We start from the raw sequence: 19,800 nt of genomic DNA, 5'->3' as shown, positions 1-19,800 counted from the left end.
TTCTTTAGTACATGTACTATCATAGTAGTTTCAATTCTATTTTTAAAGACTAATACACGCTATTTTTCTAAATAAACGTGAATTATGCCATCTAGTCCGATTTGTGCATCTGCTTTTGGCAGTTGAGAGGCAATTTTGGAGCCATTTCCATGCCATTCTAAACGAAACGGATATTGTAATTTTGCTATATCTTCTTTTGTCTGACCGACCAAATTAGGTACGCGCACTTTCTCGACATCCCCCCATTTATATAACTTTTCTAATTGTCCCTTACGTTCTGTAATACCAACTTTATCATGAACATCCTCAATGATCTGCCCCACAATTGGTGCCACAATAACACCACCAAATTGCGTAACGTTCTTAGGATTATCTATTGCAACATAAACAACGATTTCTGGATCATCCGCTGGTGCGAAGCCGATAAAGGATACAATATACTCGCCATCCTTATACCGTCCATCTTCAACTTTTTGAGCCGTTCCAGTCTTACCACCTATACGTAGGTGATCTCTGAACGCATTTCTACCAGAACCTAAAGCAACAACAGATTCTAAAGCTTCACGAACTTTTTTAGAAGTCTCAGGCTTAATCACTTGACGTTTTTTTACTGGCTTGTAGCTTTTCAATACCTTACCTGTATTAGAATCGATTAGATTTTTAACTATATAGGGTTGATAAAGTGTACCCCCATTAATCGCTGCTGATACTGCCTGGACTTGTTGAATTGGTGTGACAGAGATCCCTTGCCCAAAAGAAGTTGTAGCATGTTCAACTGGACCATATGCTTTTTCAGAGAACAATATTCCACTTGATTCGCCTGCCATATTCGATCCCGTTGTTTGCCCAAATCCAAAATCACGTATATATTTTTGAAGTTTCGTTGGCCCAACTCTTCTTCCGAGCTCTATAAATCCTGGGTTACAAGAATTTTGTACGACTTCTAAAAAGGTTTCGCTTCCGTGGCCTGAACGCTTCCAACAACGTAAACGAGCACCTTCTACCATTGAGTAGCCTGGATCAAAAAAATGATCTTTATCTAAATCAACAACCTGTTCTTCTAACGCAGCACTTAATGTAATGATTTTAAATGTAGAACCTGGCTCAAAGGTCATCCACACTGGTAGGTTTCTATTATAAATTTTGGAATCGACTTTGGAAAATGAAGGAGGAGAGAATGTTGGATAAGATGCTAACGCTAATATTTCACCAGTTTTAGGATTCATAGCAATACCCATTGCCTGGTCTGCCTCGTATTTCTTCATAGCTTGAGAAAGCTCACGTTCTACGACCTTTTGAACATCAACATCAATGGTCAGTTCCATTGTTGCACCGTCTGTACCTTTTTTCCAACTATCTTGGACATGAGGCAATGCTGCACCTTTCGCATCAGTAAATAAGCGGATTGCGGAAGCTTTTCCCATCAATAAATCATTATACTGATACTCTAAGCCGGCTAATCCTTGCTGATCATAACCTGTGAAACCAATTAGCCTAGAGAGTAATTGATCATACGGATAATAACGTATGTAATCAAGCCCTGCGTAAATTCCTGGTATATTTTTTTGTTGTATTTTTTCGGCAAGTTCTTTAGATATGTTTTTAGCTTCAGGAGCAAGCTTTACTATAGACGTTTTTTGTTGCATTTTTTTTGCTAATGCTTGCTCATCTACTCCTAATATCGATGCCAACTCTTTTGCAGCCTCTAAAGGTTTATCATTTTGAGCTGGCATAAAATACAATGTTGGGGCTAGTTTGTTACCAACGATTAGCTTACCATTACGATCTACTATGTTCCCTCTTAAACTTGAAACTGGTATTTCACGATCCCAACTTTCTTCTGCCCTTTTTGTTAACAAATCATGTTGTATAAACTGTACATGTACTAATTTCCCAATAAGCATAAGGAATAAAACAACAAAGACAATCCACATCCACTGCATTCTTTTTTTTGTACTTTTAGTGGCCCACATTGTTCGACATATCACACCTTTTTTTCTTACAAAGTATGATATGACTCCCCGTACTATTCAAATTCTTTGCGAAATCATATGAACTATTTGTAACGTTCCTCTGGTTTTTTCATTTTCAGATTAATTTTCTTGTTTGTATTTAGTACAGTACCAGCTTTAATACTTTGTTTCTGTACATAGCCTTCACCATCAATTTCTATATCGGCACCTGACATTGTTTGATACGTAAGAACGTTACGGAGTGACCAATCTGTAAAATCAGGTACTATTGAATCCCCCTCTGTCTTCAAGAATACAAAACCACCAGATAAGACTTCTGATTTTTCTGCAGGATATTGATCTATAATCTTATCGCCATTACCTATGATAACCGTTTCTATGCCATTTTCTTCAAATTCTTTTTCAACTTCTTCAACTGGTTGACCTTTTAAGTTCTCCATAGTTTGAGAATTTGTTTTCTTAATTTGTTGAGGCTTAATATTCAAGTATTTTAAACTACTTTCCATAACTGTATTAAATACGGTTGATGTTGGTTCTGAGCCAACATCTGTTGGTCCAAGCTTAGGTTTTTCCACAGCAATGTACATAACTAACTGAGGGTCATCTGCAGGGGCCATACCTAAAAATGAATACAAGAATTCATTTTTCCCCCAATAGTATCCTCCAGATGCTTTCGGAATTTGAGCTGTACCTGTTTTACCGGCTACTTCATATTCTTTACTTGCAAAGTTTTGACCAGTTCCTTTTTCGGAATAAATGGTAGAAGCTAAAATCTCTCTAACTTCCTTAGCCGTTTTCTCAGAAATAGGCTGACCTTTAATTGTTGGGGTGTTCTCTTTGACGATTTTTTTCGTATTTGGATTCACGATTTTCTCAATTACATACGGTTGCATCATTTTACCATCGTTTGCGATGGCAGTAACAGCTTGAATTAATTGAATAGGGGTAACAGTAGATCCTTGTCCATAAGTTGTTGTTACACGATTAATTGGATATTTATCTAAAATTTGCCCCGTTGCTTCATTTGGTAAATCAATTCCCGTCTTTTCTCCGAAACCAAACTTTTTCATATAAGAAATAAAGGTATCATCGCCCATTAACTTTAATAAGTGAGCCATAGCTACATTTGAAGAACGTTGGATTCCTTCTAAATACGAAATATTTCCCCATCCAACTTGATTACTATCTCGAATGGTACTATCGAGCACAGTATACTGCCCAGACTGATATGTAGCATTTGGGAACCATTTCCCTTCTTCGACTGCAGCTGCTAATGTAAATGTTTTCATTGTTGAACCCGGTTCAATCGTCAATTCTGTCAACTGGTTTAACCAGCTATTTTCAAGTCCAGTACCATCTTGTGGGTTATATGTAGGTCTTTGTGAAACAGCAAGTATTTCTCCCGTCTTCGGATCGGCAACGACTGCTACCATCGAATCAGGATTATATTTCTTATAAACTTTAGACATCGAATCTTCTAAAAAGTTTTGAATGGTTTTATCAATCGTTAGATATACATCTGCACCATCTTTTGCAGGTTCTACCATCTTATCGCTATTAGGTAGCAAATACCCCCAAACATCACTCTTATATTGAACCTTTCCATCAGTACCGGATAATTCTTTGTCATAGATGGATTCTAAGCCCATTTTACCAACATTTTTAGTTTGTCCATCTTGCTGAGTTTCACTTTGTGCTAAGCCGACTAAGTTTGATGCAAAGATTCCATTTGGATAAAATCTCTTTGTTTCTTCCATGAAAATGATGCCTGGTAGCTTTTCACTACTAATTTTTTCCATTACGTCATGGCTAATATTACGTCCTGCAGCACCAAATTCTACTTGACGAATTTCATTACCTTGCGCATTCTTCGCTTTTGTATTTAATTTATCAAATATATCTTTTTCACTCATAGGAATATATTTCGCTAATATTTTGGCAGTTTTTTCTTTATCTTTTACGTGCATAGGGGTTTTAGTCCCTTCAGATACTTTAGGACTAATTACAGCTACTAAGCGATAATTAATAGTATCTTCTGCAATAACTTGTCCTTGCCTATCGAGAATGTTCCCTCTATTGGCTGTAATTACTTTTGATTTTTCATATTTTGCTGCCGCTTTTGCCTCCAAAGCTTGCCCCTCTACTTGGCCAGAAGCTTGGATTATAAATATACGGAAAAACATAGCAAAAAAGAGCCCTCCATAAACGATTAACATTAGAAAGGCTCCCCATTGAAATCGAAACTTTCTCTTCATTGTCCAGACACTACTTTCACGTTTTTTTCGTTTAGCTTCAAGCCTAATTCTTTCGCTTTATTCCAAATACGCTCATATGTAGAAAGTTCGCTTACCTCGATGGACAATTCCGCATTTTGTTTCTTCGTTTCATCAATTTTATTTTCGATATTTTGAATTTCAACAGATGTTGTATTAATTGCAGATTGCGTATTTAAATTCATAACTGACAATAACGCTATGATTGTCACCATGGCCACAAGGAGAACTCTTTCCCCTTTAGACAATATTCTTTTGGAAGGTCTGGGTGTTGGCTGCTGGACGGTTCTCTCCGGTACTGTTGGCTGTGGCTGCTGGATGTACGTTTGTTGTTGTTGCCGATTAAGCAATGCCATTTAATCACTTCCCTTTTTCTTTAATTTTTTCAGCTATTCTTAGTTTCGCTGAGCGAGCTCGATTATTTTCTTCTAGTTCTTGCTCTGAAGGTAATATCGGTTTACGAGTAACAAGTTTTATACCTGGAGCTAATTCTTCGGGAATAACAGGTAAACCTGGTGGTAATTCAGGTAAAGAGGATGCTTCTTTGAAGATAGTTTTACATAATCGGTCTTCTAACGAGTGGAAAGTAATGACGCTAACTCGTCCACCTACATTAATGACTTCAAGTGCTTGTATTAACGAATCTTCCGCTGCACCAAGTTCATCATTTACAGCAATTCGAATGGCTTGGAATACACGTTTCGCTGGGTGTCCGCCTTTACGTCTTGCTGCAGCTGGGATACCCTCTTTAATTAAATCTACTAGTTCACCCGTGGTTTCAATTGGGCTGGTCTTTCTAGCTTCTTCAATTTTTCTGGCAATTTGTTTCGAGAACTTTTCTTCACCGTATCGATAAAAAATACGTACAAGGTCTTCGAATGACCATTCATTCACAACATGAAATGCGGAAAGTTCAGCTGTTGTATCCATTCTCATATCAAGTGGTGCATCTTGATGGTAACTAAATCCTCGTTCTGCGTTATCTAATTGAGGAGATGATACGCCTAAGTCGTATAATATCCCGTCAACTTTATCTATGCCTAATGCTTCTAATTCTTCGTTTAAATAACGGAAGTTTGAATGTACGAAAGTTATTTTATCTAAATATGGTGCTAAACGTTCTTTAGCATTTTCAATGGCTGAAGTATCTTGATCAAAGCAAATAAGTCTACCTTCTGATGATAATTGGCTAACTAAATATTCACTGTGTCCAGCCCCACCTAAAGTACAATCTACATAAATGCCGTCAGGACGAACGTTCAATCCATCAACGGTTTCCTTTAATAATACAGTCGTATGATTAAACAAGGTTTGTCCCTCCTCTAAATTGGTTATATATCAAAATCAATCATATTCTCAGCAATGTCATTGAAGGATTCCTCAGATTCAGCAAAATAATTTTGCCAAGACTCTTTGGACCAAATTTCAATACGATTAGAAACGCCGAGTACTACACAATCCTTTTGAACATTAGCGTGTGTTAATAAGTTACTTGGGATATTAATACGGCCTTGCTTGTCCACTTCCACCTCTGTAGCACCTGAAAAGAAGAAACGCGTAAAAGCTCGGGCATCTTTCTTAGTAACAGGTAATTGCTTCAGTTTTTCTTCCAGCTTACGCCACTCCAAAATAGGATACCCGAATAAACAATTATCCAATCCTCGAGTGATGACAAAGCCTTCCGTAAGGTGTTCACGGAACTTAGCAGGTATAATCAATCGGCCCTTTGCATCAATACTATGTTGATACTCTCCCATGAACATATTACTCACCCCACTATATGAAATTAATGTACCACATCGCCCCACATTCCACCACTAATTCATTGAAAAATAAGGGCATTTACATTAAAATGCGTAAATCGTCCTTATCAACAACAGTATTTCTACTAATTTTTCCCTTTTTGTTTAAAAAACTTCATACTTCTTATTATTATTTTATTAATTTAATGCCATAAAGTAGTGTTTATATGATATTTTTAATAAAAAAAAGCTATCTCAATTGAGATAGCTTTTTTCACCCTGAAATTAGGGTGATATTAAATATATAATATTTTATAAAATAGTCACTTTTTAATCCGCATTATTCCAAATTATATATATATTACTTGATGCAATTCACTAACTTCTAGTGGCAAATGTACAATATCATCAATTAAAGTCATACCATACTCATTCATATATTGGAATGGATTAAATATACGTTCCATCAAATTACCTTCCGGAATCAGGTGGCCTTCCATCTCGGTAAATTTACGAATAGTAACATCATGCTGAAGCAATACTTCTGATTCTATTTTCTTCAATAAGAAGTCTAATTGATTTTCATGAATATCTAGATTTTTTATGACTAGTTTATCTAGGTGTACGTTATTGTTATGCAAATGCTTTTGCAATTCCACATATTGCTGCTGTAACAACGCTTTTGTTTTTTCAATAGTCTCTTTTGCAGCGTCATCATATACTTCATTTACAAATGTCTGATGCATTTGGGCCACTTTACCACTTAATACTTCAGTAATAGTTAAATCATGAGCTTCTATTAAGTGTCCCACTTGGCGATTAACAAGTGTCATATTCATACGCGGAACAAAAACCGGCACCTTCATATCAAGCAACTCGAAAGCGTCTTTTAATGTAGACCAATATGCAAGCTCTCCCGGTCCACCAACAAATGCAAGTACAGGCAAGACCATATCCTGCATAAGCGGTCTTGTTACAACATTGTTGCTTAAACAAGCAGGTTGTTCTGTTGCGAGTTGCAACAGTTCTTCTTTCGTAAATTGGACATTTGCTACGTTATTGATAAACTTGCCATCTTTACGCTCTAATAAGAAGCGCTCGCCTTCCTTGACGTAAAAAAGATTGGCATTTTCTTTTGTTGCACCAATCGGGGTACCATAACCATTGTCGGCCAAAAGCGCCTCTCGGTATGAAACAACAGCTGCAATCTCTTCAGAGTGATTCACTAATCTCTCGAAATACGGTGCTTCATAAGTACGAAGTTTCGGATCGGCTGCATCTAATAGAAGTAATCCTTCTTCTTTAAAGAACCAGTGCATTAATTGAGCGAAAAAGTCAGTATATGTATGACTCTTTACTAAAAATGTATCGATTTTCGCCAACAAATCTTCTGTATATGCAGTTTCGCCGTATTGTTGGAAGACGTTTTTTATAAATTTACGTGTATCTCCAATATCTAATGTTGTTGTTGAAGCCATCGTCTTCTTCTTTGAACGGTCAGGATGAATATGTTTTTGCAAACGACCATTTAATAATGTAAATGTATGATTAATTTCATCAATATCATGGTCTTCGCCAGCAATCCAAAACACAGGAACGACTGGAATATCTAATTTTGCACGCTGTTCTTTAGCTAATAGTAAAACAGAAATTGCTTTATGAATGGAATATAACGGCCCTGTTAATAAGCCCGCTTGTTGTCCACCAACTACAACTACTGCATTGTTTTCTAATTCTTGTAAATGTTGTTCCACTTTTACCGATTTCTCTAGCGGTTCCATAAATTCACGGATAACTTTTACGAGTTCAGCTCGACGAATTGGATGATTTTTTAGTTCTTCTAAACGTTTTTCGAAAGATACATCTTCATTTGTATAATGAAAAAACGACGAGATTGTTGATTTTTGATTACGATAATCTTCCAATAATTGATTCGTTACCGGTACATCTATTTGTTCCAGTTTCATATTAGTATAAACTCCTCTATATTGTTAACTACATTCGAGTATAGCATTTAAATCGGTTGGATTGAAAAAATACGCTCACGTAATCGTCACATATAAAATGATTCTTTGAACTATTATAATAATCCAAATAACCACATAAGTAATGGTTAATGCTAAAAATAAAAAGCGCCAAATTTTCCTGAATAACGGTAGTATTTCAATTTCTTTTGTCGAGCGCCATTCAATTATCGTAAAAACAATCGCAATTATTATTGCAACGATAAAAGTTATAAACCCGATATCATATCCCCATAAAAAATCCACAGATTCTGGAACAGAAAAAAACAGTATAAAAGTCGTCAAATCTGCTGCCCTACCAAATACTTTTACTCGCTTCTTAGATAATTTTCTAAATAGTGAATAAATAACGAGAAATAAGATGACTGGGCAAAGTATAACGAAATGCAAAAAAACCGACAATATATATATCATCTCTTTACACCGCCTTGTTGCGCTGCCATTAATATCATATAAAGAGTCTTTAATGTAGGCATTTCGTGACCACGATTTTGCGCTATCTCTAATATTCCACCAACAATCGTATCTACTTCCATTAACCTTCCATTTAATCGATCTGTAAGCATAGAAGATGTATTCGTTGCTGTATTTGTACATACAGCAAGTACATCCTCAAATAGAAGTTGATCCTGTAGTTCCGGGAAGGCTTCCATGAGTTCTTTATATAATTGCTCTAATAATATTAAACTATGCTCATTCGTAATAAGAGAACCGTTTTTAACATTTAGTATAGTCGTTAAAGAATTAATAAGACAATTTAATAGAGATTTTCGGATTAACATTTGTTCTGCATTTTCTCTCCATTCAATCGGTAGTTTAGAATCTAAGAGTTGAAAAACCTTTTTGAACGGTTGTCCATTTCCTCTTTCTACGGCTATTTTCATCTCGCCAATCCCTCTGTGTGCAACGCATGAATTCGATAGCTTCTCAGCTCCAAACTCTACTGATCCAAAAGCAATTTGCTTCTGTTGCAAGTTCTGTGCAAATTGAATATGCTTCAAACCATTTTGAATAAAAAGTAAAGGCGTGCTTTCTGGTAACGAATTAAATAGAGATTGTAAACTTGATAGATGATGATATTTTACGGCAATTATCCATATTGCATCTGTCGGAAATACTTTAAAGTCATGTGAAGCTTTAATATATGTATGGTGCGACTGTTGCAAGACATCGATTTGCTGTAGACCTTTGTCATTAAGTTCACTTGCTTGAGTTTCTCGGTGAACAAGAATATTCATCTGGGTGTGATCTTTTTGTAGCAAGGATGCTAGCAGCAATCCAACCGCTCCTCCACCTACAACAACAATTTGCATATCGATATCTCCTTTAAATAAAAATAGACTGAGGTCCACCTTAGACAGGCAGACCTCAATAGCAACACTTATTATACAGGATAAACCGGATGTTTTCGATATGGCAGTAAGATTTGTTTTGAATCATAATAAGCCAAACGTTTCGTAATGACCGATCTTAAATCACTTGGCGCAACGATTTCATCGACAATCATTTCGGATGCCATTTTATATATATCGATTTCCTTTTTATATTCATCATGTTTTTCTTTAACAAACTGCATTCGTTCTTTCGGATCTTTAATAGCTTCAATTTTATTTGAATAAACAGCATTAACTGCCGCCTCTGGACCCATTACGGCAATTTGCGCAGTTGGAAGAGCAATACAGACATCAGGTTCAAATGCAGGACCGCACATTGCATATAGTCCTGCTCCGTAAGCTTTACGCACCACTACTGAAATTTTAGGTACTGTTGCCGAACTCATTGCTGAAATTAACTTCGCACCGTGGCGAATAATACCAGCACGCTCTACTTTTGTACCAATCATGAAGCCTGGCACATCAGCTAAGAACAATAATGGAATTGAAAATGCATCACATAAATTAATGAATTTAGCCGCCTTATCTGCTGAGTCAACAAATAATACTCCGCCCTTTGCCTTCGGTTGGTTTGCAATAATTCCCACCGCTTGACCATCCATTCGCGCTAAACCCGTAATCAATTCCTGTGCAAAAAGTTTTTTTATTTCAAAAAAACTTCCCTCATCTATTAACTGATCAATCGCTTCATACATATTAAAAGGTGCATTTTGATTTTCAGGGATTATTTCTTCTAATTTGCGACCTTGTTTTGGTTGTTTTCCATCAACAACTGCTGGCTTATCAGCGAAATTTGCTGGAAAATAAGTTAAATATCGACGTGCTTCGGAAATAGCTTCCTCCTCAGTTGAAACAAGTAGATCTCCGCACCCACTAACAGTACAATGCATACGTGCTCCACCCATCTCCTCAAGCGACACCTTTTCACCAATAACCTTCTCAGCCATACGTGGTGAACCTAAGTACATGGAAGCATTACCTTCTACCATAACAACGATATCACAAAACGCCGGTATGTATGCTCCACCCGCAGCAGAAGGACCAAATAATAAACAAATTTGTGGAATCATCCCTGACATTCTCACTTGATTATGGAAAATACGTCCTGCACCGCGACGCCCAGGAAACATTTCCAATTGATCTGTAATACGTGCTCCTGCTGAATCTACTAAATAAATCATAGGTACTTGATTTTTTTCAGCTATTTCTTGGATACGGATAATTTTCTCTACAGTACGAGAACCCCATGAACCCGCTTTAATAGTTGAATCATTCGCCATGACACAAACTGTTTGGCCATTCACTTTCCCCATAGCAGTGACCACGCCATCTGCAGGTAAATCACCTGCTTCACAATTTGCAAAACGTCCATCCTCTTCATATTCTCCATCGTCAAAAAGAAGCGTTAAACGATCTCGTACGAACAATTTATTTGTTTCTTTTAGTTTTTCATGATATTTCGGATGTCCACCCGCAAAAATCCCTTCAAGTTTATCAGCAAGACGTTCGTTATATACTGTTTGTTCAGTCATTTTATGGCCTCCCCTTTGTGTTCGACACTTACATCTACATTAACCTAAGACGACTAGTACATCATCCTCGTTAACGAAGTCCCCTTCGTGTACCTTCACTTCAGCAACTGAGCCTGACAATTCAGCATCTACTGGAATTTCCATTTTCATTGACTCTAATACGATGACAGTTTGTCCAGCAGTTACTGCGTCTCCTTCTTTTACCTCTACACGAAATACCGTACCTGCCATCGATGCTTTAATTTCTCTCATAAATCTTATCCCCCTTGTGATTGGTTAACCATTCTGTTAACGAACTTGTATGATAAACCCCTAATTGGAACATTTCTTCTTGCAATAATCGATCAAATAATAATAGATTTGATTTTACCCCTTGTATATCTATGTCCCCTATAACCGCTTCAGAATTGGCTAATGCTCGCTCTCTTGTTTCCCCAAACACGATAAGTTTCGCAATAAGCGGATCATAAAACGGTGATACACTATTCCCTTCAACGTAACCACTATCAATACGACAATTATCTTTTTGTGGGAACATCAATACTTGCAACTTACCCGGTGATGGCAAAAACCTCTCTGGATCCTCTGCGTAAATACGATATTCAATTGCATGACCAGTACACTTTATAGCTGTTTGGTCTTTTACAGGTAATGTCTTGCCTTCTGCTACTTGCAATTGCCACTCAACAAGATCAATTCCCGTAATAGCCTCCGTGACTGGATGCTCGACCTGTAAGCGTGTGTTCATCTCTAGAAAATAAAAGTGATTTTCAGCATCCACTATAAATTCTACTGTTCCAGCATTGGTATAACGAACAGCTTTTGCAGCATCTACAGCGGCTTGCAATAATTTCGCACGCTCCACTTGTGGAAAATGAGGTGATGGTGATTCTTCAATAATTTTTTGGTGACGTCGTTGAATCGAGCAGTTTCTTTCAAATAAATGAACGATATTCCCAGCATCATCGCCGAAAATTTGCACTTCGATATGACGCGCATTAGGAATATACTTCTCGATAAAAACGAGGTCATTATTAAAATACAATTGTGCACGTTTTTTTACATTTTCAAAGCTTTGACTGAGCGCTTGCTCATCTTCACAGCACACCATACCAATACCACCTCCGCCAGCTGATGCCTTCAGCATTACAGGGTATCCAATTAGACTAGCGAACTGCAATGCCTCTTCTAATGAAGTTAGACCTTCTTCTGAACCTGGTACAACTGGAACACCGGCACTTTTCATTGTTTGGCGCGCTTGAATTTTATCCCCCATTTGCTCGATTACATCTGCATTTGGACCAATCCAGCGAATACCAGCAGCCTCTACTTTTCTAGCAAAATCCGCGTTTTCTGATAGCAACCCGTAACCTGGATGAATATCACTTACCTGATGCTCAATGGCAAGTTGAATAATATCATCAGCCTTCAAATAAGACTGTACAACCTGATTTCCACCTATACGAACAGCATTTGTCGCTTCTTTTACGAAAGGTAAATCTTGATCTGCATCTGAATAGATAGCAACTGTTTCAATACCTAGCTTGTGGCATGTAGAGATAATTCTTCTCGCAATCTCCCCACGATTGGCAATTAGAACTTTGCGCATATTCATCCCCCTTTGCTTGAACCGTTTCTCCCTTTCTTTATTAGTCTAAACGAAATAAGAAAGCGATTTCAACTATTAACTAGCAAATTTTACTTATTATTGAGTATTTTTTCTTCTTTGTTATTTTATTCACAATAAAAAGATCATTCCAAAATAGATTTAGAATGATCTTCCATACGAAATATTTAACTGCATTTTTATTGTCTAACCTTCTCTAAACCATGTTCGAGCCACTTTACTAACTCATCATGCTCATGCTTTAATGTTTCATGAGATTTTTTCAATGTTTGATAAGCTTCAGATAGTTGATCAAAGCTCATAAGCGCTTGTTTTAGATGTGAACGCATCATTTGCTTTGGCCTTGTTTTAGCATCTTCCAATTCCGCTTCATATTGTGCTCTTAATGTTTTATTCCATCGAAAGCCACAAGCTTGCTTTGTACGGCCTAACTCTTCAGCTGCTTCTTCAAAACCCGCAAGCTGTGATCGCCCTTCACGAACTGCCATTAATATAATTTCCACCAAACGTGTATCATCTACAGCTAACCATTGATCTTTTCTTTTTTTAACTTCTATCTCAATCACCTCGCATTTTTATTACTATATGCGAGTTTTTCAATTTTAGAAGTTATTTTGATTTTGATAGAAAACGATTTACAGCTTCGTGATGTGCATCACTTTCCCACAATTTTGAGCAAGTTTGAACTTCCTCCATAACACGATCAAATAGCCCCATTTCTCGCCATTTGCGCAGCTCCATTTCTTTATAAGCTTTATGAACTGAAGGATGGACTTTACGCATGTCCTCTATAAACTTCTCAAGAGCTTCTTCTTTACCACCTTCAAATACACGCATAGCCCAACCGATTTCATGTAAAAGTTCAGCTGGATATACTTTAGCATCCACTAACATTTTCAAGGCACGATCATGGCGTAATCCACGTTCAAATAAATATGTTCCTCCACCCCAGCCAGAAGTAATCGCTAAAGTCCCTTGAATGAAACCACATTTTGCTTCAGAAGCTACTAAACGAAAATCACAAGCTGTCGCAATTTCACAACCTCCACCAACAGCAGCACCATTAACTAGGGCAATAGTCGGGACTGGTAATGTTGCCAGATCATAAAGAATTTTGGCCATTTTACTTAGCATTCCAAAAGCTTGCTTTTCTGTTGTTAATGAATGAAACTCTGCTAAATCCCCTCCGGAGCAAAATGCGCGACCCCCTGCTCCAGTGATGACTAAAAAACGTACGGTATCATGATCATGTACATATGTAATTACTTCTTTAAAACCTTCCATCACTTCATCATTTATGGCATTACGTCGTTCTGGACGATCAATAGTAAATGTTAATACTCCATCTTGTTCTTGAAAATGATACGCCATTTAACTCTACTCCTTTTAGAATAATTAGAAAATAGAAATAATATCATCATACCTGTTTTAATTGGTTGATGCAATGTGACCCACAAGTCCAGGTCAATAATTCCATAACATTTAAAGATTGAGTTTGAATCTTTTAAGCGTTTGTATTTCTATGACATTTCTTTATCAGTGCATAAAAGAGATGCTAATTCCACCTGACTAACATAAAAGAATTTTAAATAACCGTTTTTACTCCAAACCCTGTCAACATTACACCAGTAGATTTTTGAAAGATCTTAACAAGTGATATTTGCTCCATCCTGTCAGTTCACTTAAATCATTTAGCGTAATCGTTTTAGTGTAATTTCCCTCCAAAAATTTACACACTTTTTTAATTTCATCAGAGGTTTCAGAAGCTTGCGGAAGGAATGCCAGGTCTGAATAAGAAAGATAAGATTAAACAATTATATATGTAATATTTAATATTATTTAAAATCGGTGCTTGTCGCGGTTCAAAGAGAACCTTCAGCATAAAAAACAAATAAAAAAAGACCACTAGAGAGCCATGGTCTCTCTAGTAGTCTTTTCCAGAACAAATACTGAATTATTTGCTCACAACTTCTTTACCTTTGTATTGACCGCATGCTTTACATACGTGGTGAGCCAATTTACTTTCACCACAGTTTGGGCAAGCAACCATACCTGGTAGAGCTAGTTTGAAATGTGTGCGACGTTTACGTTTCGCAGTTTTAGAAGTTCTTCTAAATGGTACAGCCATCGATGGCACCTCCTTACAGATCGGTTATTCGTCTGTTTGATCAAAATACTTTGCTAAATCAGCAAGTCTTGGATCTATTTTTTTTGTGTCATTCTGTTTTCGATAGGCTAACTCGTCCTCCGTTGAAAAACTCCAATCAGAGTTATTCTTAGGTGTCGGAATTGTCGCATCTTCTTTATACACTTGCATCGGAATTTCTAATAAAATTAGTTCTTCTAACACAGGGTCAACATTTACTACTTCACCTTCAACAATGTGAAGGTTATCATAGTCTGTTTCATTAGCAGTTTCTGACCAACTGAATATTTCGTCGGACTCAATGTCAAATGAAAACTCAACGTCTTCCCATGTTCGTGCACAAGGAAGTGTTAGCGTGCCTGTCAATTGAAAATGACAAGTGATTTGGGATGCACCAAATGTGCAGTGCCCTTTTACATGAACAGGTGTAATCTGACGGATGTCCGGGTTACGTTTCATCACATCATCCAATTGAACTAATTCGTCAATCGGCATCCCGTTTTGGCGATATTTAGATAATTGTGGGATTGCCCATTTCATACGTTTATCACCTCAAGACAACAAAGTTGATTATATAATGCTAAATTATAGATGTCAAGATATTTTCTTGTCACTACTACAAACTCTCCGTATAATTACGGATATAGAGTGTAAATGGGGTGAAGATTTGATAGCAACCGGTGTAATTGTAGAATACAATCCTTTTCATAACGGCCACCTCCATCATATCAGACAATCACGTAAAGAGACAAATGCAGATATTGTCATTGCCGTGATGAGTGGTCATTTTTTACAAAGAGGTGAACCATCTTTTGTCGATAAATGGACGAGAACTAAGATGGCTCTTGCTTCAGGTGCAGATCTTGTTGTCGAATTACCTTATGTGTACGCAACCGCTCAAGCATCCGATTTTGCTAAAGGTGGTATAAGCATATTAGACGCTATGTGCTGTGACTATTTTTCATTTGGTAGTGAAGAAGGTAATATAACACCGTTTTTAAACAGTTATAGCCTGTTACAAGAGCATAACGATACTTTACAGCAAATTATAAGGGATTCTATTCAAACAGGTATAAGCTATCCTCAAGCGTTAAATATGGCATATAAACAGCTTATCCCAACAAATGAACTGTCATTCGTAGATTTATCAAAACCAAATAATATTTTAGGTTTTCATTATATTGAAGCAGCAAATAAAATTCATTCGAATATAAAAGCTGTAACAATCCAACGTATTAAAGCTGGTTATCATGATGCTATTGAAGTCGATTCTACGATTGCTAGTGCTACTGGAATTAGACAGGCAGTTTTTGAAGAGGGTTCGATTGATAGAATCGCCTCATACATGCCTCAGGCGTCTTTTAAAGGATTAGAAGAATGGCATCATTCAGATATCACTTTTGGAAGTTGGGAGGCTTTCTGGCCACTTTTACGCTTTACAATCATTCGTCATACACCACTAGAACTAGCAAGTTTCGCAGAAGTTACGGAAGGTATTGAATATTTGCTATTACGCGCTGCAAAAGAAAGTGAATCTTTTGTGTCGTTTATGCAAAAAGTTAAATCAAAACGCTACACATGGACACGTATACAACGTATGTTAACACATATTTTTACCGGCTTTACTTGGGAACGTTTAAAAACCTTTAAGCAGCCTTCATATATTCGCTTGTTAGGTATGACTGAAAATGGTCAAAGATATTTGTCATCGAAGAAAAAGAATTTTACATTACCTATTATTAGCCGTGTAGCGAGCTCTGACGATGCAATGTTAATGCAAGATATTCATGCCACCGATTTGTACATGCTTGCTCTTAGCGGACCTACAAATACAAAAAGAATGGGCTTGGATTATAAAACCCCGCCCATTCGTGTATAAAAATCATTTTTGTTTTAAGTCATTTAAATAATTTAATGCATCATCTACTGTTTTTACAGGCACGATTTTCATTTTCGTGTCTATTTTTTTTGCGGTTTCAACAGCTATTTCATAATTTGTTTTAATTCCTGGATTTATTTTTTTAACTTCATCCGTTATTGTATCGTCTGGAGCAAAGAAAATTTCGATACCACCGTCATCTGCAGCAATTATTTTCTTATCAATACCACCAATTCGGCCAACTTCACCTGATTCTAACATTTCACCTGTGCCTGCTACATTATATCCTTTTGTTAGATCGCCTTCCGTTAATTGATCAATGATTTCTAATGTGAACATTAACCCTGCAGAAGGACCACCAATTTCATCTGCTTCGATTTTCACATTCGGATTAGTTGTAATGGATTTATTTTCTGTGAAAGTAATACCAATACCAACTTTTCCTTTTGTCCCAGGTATTTCTTTTAAAGTAACGGTTCTTGTTTGCTCTTTTTCATCTCGAATGATAGTAAGTTTTACTTTATCACCAGATTTTTTTTCTGCTAAGTAGTCGATCAATTCTGTTTGACGAATAATTTTTTTTCCATCTATTCCAATCACTTCGTCACCAGGTTTTAAAATACCGTCACTAGCACCGTCTTCTAAAACATACACAACATAAACGCCGTTATACTTAATCTCATATTCTTTATTTGCCTTTTTGAAAGCAACATATTTGGCGTTAAATTGTGAATCCGTCATAAGTTTTAATTGACGTAAATTATATTCGTTCTCATTCTCATGAGGACTTCTTACTTGCGTTTCTGGAAGCAATTCTTTTCGACTACTTAACTTAGCACCAGCATAAGTAAAAGGCGTTGCTTTAGACATCGATACAGTCATGAGACTCATTGTTCCTTCGCTGTCTGATTTTGCATTTTCTACTTCTACAAATTGTGAAAGCTCATAAGCTCCACCTGGCTGCATAATATAATAAGGTAATGGATAGACAAAACCTAAAACCGCAATTGCAGCAATGACTATAAAACCTATAAATTTCTTGATATTCAAGACATGCACCTCCAATTAACAAACTCTTAAGCTATGTATATGACGAAACATTAGAAGGTTTGTTCGATTTTTTTAAAAATAATTTTAGCATTTGTGAATTCGACTTACAAAAAGATAAGAATGGGTGGAGCTAATTCTCGTTTCTCGTATGAACATCATTATTTGTTGGATACTTATTGCTTTATTACTCTTGCAACCAGGTATTGCTCATGAAGGGGCAGATGTCGGCATCAAATTATTTATGAACGCACTCTTCCCCTATTTATTGCCCTATTTAATATTGACCCAATGGTTACTACGCCTGACAAATCAGGGCAATAGTAATTCATCTAAGACTGCTCTTTACTTAAAAGCTTATGGCATAAGTGCGTTAGGAGGATTTCCAACTGGTGCAGCGACAATCGCTTTTATGACAAAGGAACAGCAATTAACCCTGCGAGAAAGTAAGTTTCTACTTGCTATTTGTCATGCCCCTAGTCCACTCTTTATGATTGGCTTTGTTGGTTATGAATTACTTGAAAATGCCTCAATTGGTTGGCAAATGTTACTGCTAATACATAGTGTGAATTTAGTGACACTTGGTATTTTCATATTATTTTCTAAACGTCCTGCTGAAACAACATCTATGAAAAAGGAAATAAAACGCGCTTCATTTCCTTTAATTGAAAGTATGAAAGGTAGTATTCCTACTGTCCTTTTGGTTGGTACAACTGTCATATTTTTCACTACAATTAGCCATGTGATTGCAACGACATTACTTCATTTCTTTCACGATTTACCTACAGTTTTAGCCGTTTCTTTATATGCAGTCTTAGAAATGACTTCTAGTTTACATATTGCAACACAATCATTTGCAAGTTCTGCTTACTTGCCTATATGGCTCATGACTATTTTAGCGATCCAAGGTTTAAGTATTCATTTGCAAGTTGCCGTTTTAGCAAAGGATGCTGATATCCCTCTTGTTCCATACTTTTTATTACGCTTGATTATGATACCTATACTCCCTCTACTGTACTGGGTGATTTTCTTATGAAAATCACCGCAAAAAAGGCTGTTTTATGATGGACATCATAGAACAGCCTTACTTTTATTTCGAGTTGAACTTTTCTTTTAACGCAACTTCAACAATGTCTGGTACTAAACCATGAATATCTCCACCATATTGTGATACTTCTTTAACAATACTAGAACTTAAAAATGAGTATTGATTTTTTGTCATGATGAAAAATGTTTCAATTTGCTCGTCAAGGAAGCGGTTCATCGAAGTAATCTGCATTTCATACTCAAAGTCTGAAACTGCACGTAAGCCACGTACTATGGCATCTGCATTACAGTTTTTTGCATACTCGATTAATAAGCCAGAGGATGAATCCACTTTAACATTTGGCATGTCGCACGTTACTTGTGTAATTAAATCCATTCTTTCATCCACATTAAATAATGGTTTTTTCGAGGAATTATTCATTACAGCAACATAAACTTCATCAAAAATATCGGCGGCTCGTTTAATAATGTCTAAATGTCCGTTCGTAATTGGATCAAAAGTCCCTGGTACAACAGCTATTTTATTCAATGGATTCTCCTTCTTCCTTCACCGAACGATAAAATGAAATAATAATGCTACCATAACTCTCTTCACGTATTTTTTCAAAATGTAGAAAGTTGCCTGGCAAATCTGTATCACGATCATGTTCACAAACAATCGTACCTGTGCTTGAGATAACATTATTTGATACTATTTCTTCTACTAAATCATAATATGCTCGTTTTTTATACGGTGGATCTAAAAAGATTAAGTCAACTTGCACGCCCTTTTTTATAAGGGCTTTCATAGCTCTAACCGCATCGTTTCGAAAAAGCTCAGTCTGTTCTTCATAACGACATTTTTGTATGTTTTCTTTTAGATTTTGGAAGGCACGTCCATCTTTTTCAATGAAAATACCTTTATCCATTCCTCTACTTATGGCTTCAATACCAAGTCCACCACTACCTGCAAATAAGTCCAAAACGGTACCACCGTCAAAAAACGGACCTAATATATTGAATAATGATTCTTTAACTTTATCTGTTGTTGGTCTAGTGGTTGTGCCAGATACCGCTTTTAAAGGCATACCTTTTCTGTCACCAGCAATCACTCTCATTGTTTCACCAAACCTTCTC

The 19,800-nt window shown here is 36.6% G+C and carries 20 protein-coding genes and 1 pseudogene; 2 read left to right on the top strand and 19 right to left on the bottom strand.

Translation table 11 applies throughout. The features are described 5' to 3' along the window. Window positions 1-59 precede the first annotated feature (59 nt). From ACQKM9_RS02320 to ACQKM9_RS02245, 16 genes and pseudogenes are all read right to left on the bottom strand, one after another. A complete protein-coding gene (locus ACQKM9_RS02320) occupies window positions 60-1,943 on the bottom strand; it encodes a stage V sporulation protein D (protein ID WP_427732292.1) in 1,884 nt (627 codons plus the stop codon). Between the two features lie 113 nt (window positions 1,944-2,056). Further along, window positions 2,057-4,189: a penicillin-binding transpeptidase domain-containing protein gene (locus tag ACQKM9_RS02315; RefSeq protein WP_427732291.1), complete on the bottom strand. Its 2,133-nt coding sequence runs from the start codon at window positions 4,187-4,189 to the stop codon at window positions 2,057-2,059. Window positions 4,190-4,224: 35 nt separating this feature from the next. Beyond that, entirely contained in the window at window positions 4,225-4,602 is a 378-nt protein-coding gene (gene ftsL / locus ACQKM9_RS02310; protein ID WP_038183833.1) for a cell division protein FtsL, read from the bottom strand. A gap of 4 nt (window positions 4,603-4,606) precedes the next feature. Then, the gene (gene rsmH, locus ACQKM9_RS02305) at window positions 4,607-5,554 is read right to left on the bottom strand and encodes a 16S rRNA (cytosine(1402)-N(4))-methyltransferase RsmH (protein ID WP_427732290.1); all 948 of its coding nucleotides are present in this window, start codon (window positions 5,552-5,554) and stop codon (window positions 4,607-4,609) included. 23 nt (window positions 5,555-5,577) lie between these two features. Further along, window positions 5,578-6,009 carry a division/cell wall cluster transcriptional repressor MraZ gene (mraZ, locus tag ACQKM9_RS02300; RefSeq protein WP_038183816.1) on the bottom strand — a complete coding sequence of 144 codons (432 nt, stop codon included), beginning with the start codon at window positions 6,007-6,009 and terminating at the stop codon, window positions 5,578-5,580. A gap of 329 nt (window positions 6,010-6,338) precedes the next feature. Beyond that, window positions 6,339-7,955: a bacillithiol biosynthesis cysteine-adding enzyme BshC gene (bshC, locus tag ACQKM9_RS02295; protein ID WP_427732288.1), complete on the bottom strand. Its 1,617-nt coding sequence runs from the start codon at window positions 7,953-7,955 to the stop codon at window positions 6,339-6,341. Window positions 7,956-8,030: 75 nt separating this feature from the next. Next, on the bottom strand, window positions 8,031-8,426 hold the full coding sequence (locus ACQKM9_RS02290; RefSeq protein ID WP_427732286.1) for a DUF3397 family protein: 396 nt from the start codon (window positions 8,424-8,426) through the stop codon (window positions 8,031-8,033). Continuing rightward, complete coding sequence (locus ACQKM9_RS02285; RefSeq protein WP_427732284.1) at window positions 8,423-9,325, bottom strand: ketopantoate reductase family protein; 903 nt, start codon at window positions 9,323-9,325, stop codon at window positions 8,423-8,425. Before ACQKM9_RS02285 ends, ACQKM9_RS02290 begins: the two co-directional genes overlap by 4 nt. Window positions 9,326-9,396: 71 nt before the next feature. Further along, on the bottom strand, window positions 9,397-10,938 hold the full coding sequence (locus ACQKM9_RS02280) for an acyl-CoA carboxylase subunit beta (protein WP_427732282.1): 1,542 nt from the start codon (window positions 10,936-10,938) through the stop codon (window positions 9,397-9,399). Between the two features lie 39 nt (window positions 10,939-10,977). Next, complete coding sequence (locus ACQKM9_RS02275) at window positions 10,978-11,190, bottom strand: acetyl-CoA carboxylase biotin carboxyl carrier protein subunit (RefSeq protein WP_427732280.1); 213 nt, start codon at window positions 11,188-11,190, stop codon at window positions 10,978-10,980. Next, on the bottom strand, window positions 11,177-12,547 hold the full coding sequence (locus tag ACQKM9_RS02270; protein ID WP_427732278.1) for an acetyl-CoA carboxylase biotin carboxylase subunit: 1,371 nt from the start codon (window positions 12,545-12,547) through the stop codon (window positions 11,177-11,179). Before ACQKM9_RS02270 ends, ACQKM9_RS02275 begins: the two co-directional genes overlap by 14 nt. A gap of 197 nt (window positions 12,548-12,744) precedes the next feature. Next, the gene (locus ACQKM9_RS02265; protein WP_427732277.1) at window positions 12,745-13,131 is read right to left on the bottom strand and encodes a transcriptional regulator; all 387 of its coding nucleotides are present in this window, start codon (window positions 13,129-13,131) and stop codon (window positions 12,745-12,747) included. A 43-nt stretch (window positions 13,132-13,174) separates the two neighbouring features. After that, window positions 13,175-13,936: an enoyl-CoA hydratase/isomerase family protein gene (locus ACQKM9_RS02260; RefSeq protein WP_427732275.1), complete on the bottom strand. Its 762-nt coding sequence runs from the start codon at window positions 13,934-13,936 to the stop codon at window positions 13,175-13,177. A 267-nt stretch (window positions 13,937-14,203) separates the two neighbouring features. After that, a pseudogene (locus ACQKM9_RS02255) lies at window positions 14,204-14,359 on the bottom strand (AraC family transcriptional regulator); the annotation flags it as partial. A gap of 160 nt (window positions 14,360-14,519) precedes the next feature. Continuing rightward, window positions 14,520-14,693 (bottom strand): 50S ribosomal protein L32, encoded by a 174-nt coding sequence (gene rpmF / locus ACQKM9_RS02250; RefSeq protein ID WP_038183775.1) that lies wholly within the window; start codon window positions 14,691-14,693, stop codon window positions 14,520-14,522. 24 nt (window positions 14,694-14,717) lie between these two features. Next, complete coding sequence (locus ACQKM9_RS02245) at window positions 14,718-15,251, bottom strand: YceD family protein (RefSeq protein ID WP_427732273.1); 534 nt, start codon at window positions 15,249-15,251, stop codon at window positions 14,718-14,720. A 127-nt stretch (window positions 15,252-15,378) separates the two neighbouring features. Between ACQKM9_RS02245 and ACQKM9_RS02240 the strand changes: the two genes are divergently transcribed. Then, window positions 15,379-16,590, top strand: coding sequence for a nucleotidyltransferase (locus ACQKM9_RS02240; RefSeq protein WP_427732271.1), 1,212 nt, complete (start codon window positions 15,379-15,381; stop codon window positions 16,588-16,590). Between the two features lie 3 nt (window positions 16,591-16,593). Here the strand turns inward: ACQKM9_RS02240 and ACQKM9_RS02235 are convergent, their stop codons facing one another. After that, entirely contained in the window at window positions 16,594-17,649 is a 1,056-nt protein-coding gene (locus ACQKM9_RS02235) for a SepM family pheromone-processing serine protease (RefSeq protein WP_427732793.1), read from the bottom strand. Between the two features lie 139 nt (window positions 17,650-17,788). Between ACQKM9_RS02235 and ACQKM9_RS02230 the strand changes: the two genes are divergently transcribed. Beyond that, window positions 17,789-18,673, top strand: a complete 885-nt coding sequence (locus ACQKM9_RS02230) for a hypothetical protein (RefSeq protein ID WP_427732269.1) — start codon at window positions 17,789-17,791, stop codon at window positions 18,671-18,673. Window positions 18,674-18,727: 54 nt separating this feature from the next. Here the strand turns inward: ACQKM9_RS02230 and coaD are convergent, their stop codons facing one another. After that, on the bottom strand, window positions 18,728-19,213 hold the full coding sequence (coaD, locus tag ACQKM9_RS02225) for a pantetheine-phosphate adenylyltransferase (protein WP_427732267.1): 486 nt from the start codon (window positions 19,211-19,213) through the stop codon (window positions 18,728-18,730). Continuing rightward, window positions 19,206-19,781, bottom strand: coding sequence for a 16S rRNA (guanine(966)-N(2))-methyltransferase RsmD (gene rsmD, locus ACQKM9_RS02220; protein ID WP_427732265.1), 576 nt, complete (start codon window positions 19,779-19,781; stop codon window positions 19,206-19,208). The genes coaD and rsmD overlap by 8 nt, the downstream gene beginning before the upstream one ends. Window positions 19,782-19,800 lie beyond the last annotated feature (19 nt).

This window comes from Viridibacillus sp. NPDC093762 (assembly GCF_050279675.1).
Taxonomy (GTDB): Bacteria; Bacillota; Bacilli; order Bacillales_A; family Planococcaceae; genus Viridibacillus.
The sequence above is the reverse complement of the archived record's forward strand: the minus strand, read 5'-3'. Positions and strand labels throughout refer to the sequence as shown.

Bases quoted from the DNA above. Each gene is read 5' to 3' on its own strand.
- ACQKM9_RS02245 (WP_427732273.1), bottom strand. From the start codon at position 15,251: ATGAAATGGGCAATCCCACAATTATCTAAATATCGCCAAAACGGGATG.
- ACQKM9_RS02230 (WP_427732269.1), top strand. From the start codon at position 17,789: ATGAACATCATTATTTGTTGGATACTTATTGCTTTATTACTCTTGCAA.
- bshC (WP_427732288.1), bottom strand. From the start codon at position 7,955: ATGAAACTGGAACAAATAGATGTACCGGTAACGAATCAATTATTGGAA.
- rpmF (WP_038183775.1), bottom strand. From the start codon at position 14,693: ATGGCTGTACCATTTAGAAGAACTTCTAAAACTGCGAAACGTAAACGT.
- ACQKM9_RS02315 (WP_427732291.1), bottom strand. From the start codon at position 4,189: ATGTTAATCGTTTATGGAGGGCTCTTTTTTGCTATGTTTTTCCGTATA.
- ACQKM9_RS02280 (WP_427732282.1), bottom strand. From the start codon at position 10,938: ATGACTGAACAAACAGTATATAACGAACGTCTTGCTGATAAACTTGAA.
- rsmD (WP_427732265.1), bottom strand. From the start codon at position 19,781: ATGAGAGTGATTGCTGGTGACAGAAAAGGTATGCCTTTAAAAGCGGTA.
- ftsL (WP_038183833.1), bottom strand. From the start codon at position 4,602: ATGGCATTGCTTAATCGGCAACAACAACAAACGTACATCCAGCAGCCA.
- ACQKM9_RS02275 (WP_427732280.1), bottom strand. From the start codon at position 11,190: ATGAGAGAAATTAAAGCATCGATGGCAGGTACGGTATTTCGTGTAGAG.
- ACQKM9_RS02285 (WP_427732284.1), bottom strand. From the start codon at position 9,325: ATGCAAATTGTTGTTGTAGGTGGAGGAGCGGTTGGATTGCTGCTAGCA.
- ACQKM9_RS02260 (WP_427732275.1), bottom strand. From the start codon at position 13,936: ATGGCGTATCATTTTCAAGAACAAGATGGAGTATTAACATTTACTATT.
- mraZ (WP_038183816.1), bottom strand. From the start codon at position 6,009: ATGTTCATGGGAGAGTATCAACATAGTATTGATGCAAAGGGCCGATTG.
- ACQKM9_RS02320 (WP_427732292.1), bottom strand. From the start codon at position 1,943: ATGCAGTGGATGTGGATTGTCTTTGTTGTTTTATTCCTTATGCTTATT.
- ACQKM9_RS02290 (WP_427732286.1), bottom strand. From the start codon at position 8,426: ATGATATATATATTGTCGGTTTTTTTGCATTTCGTTATACTTTGCCCA.
- ACQKM9_RS02270 (WP_427732278.1), bottom strand. From the start codon at position 12,547: ATGCGCAAAGTTCTAATTGCCAATCGTGGGGAGATTGCGAGAAGAATT.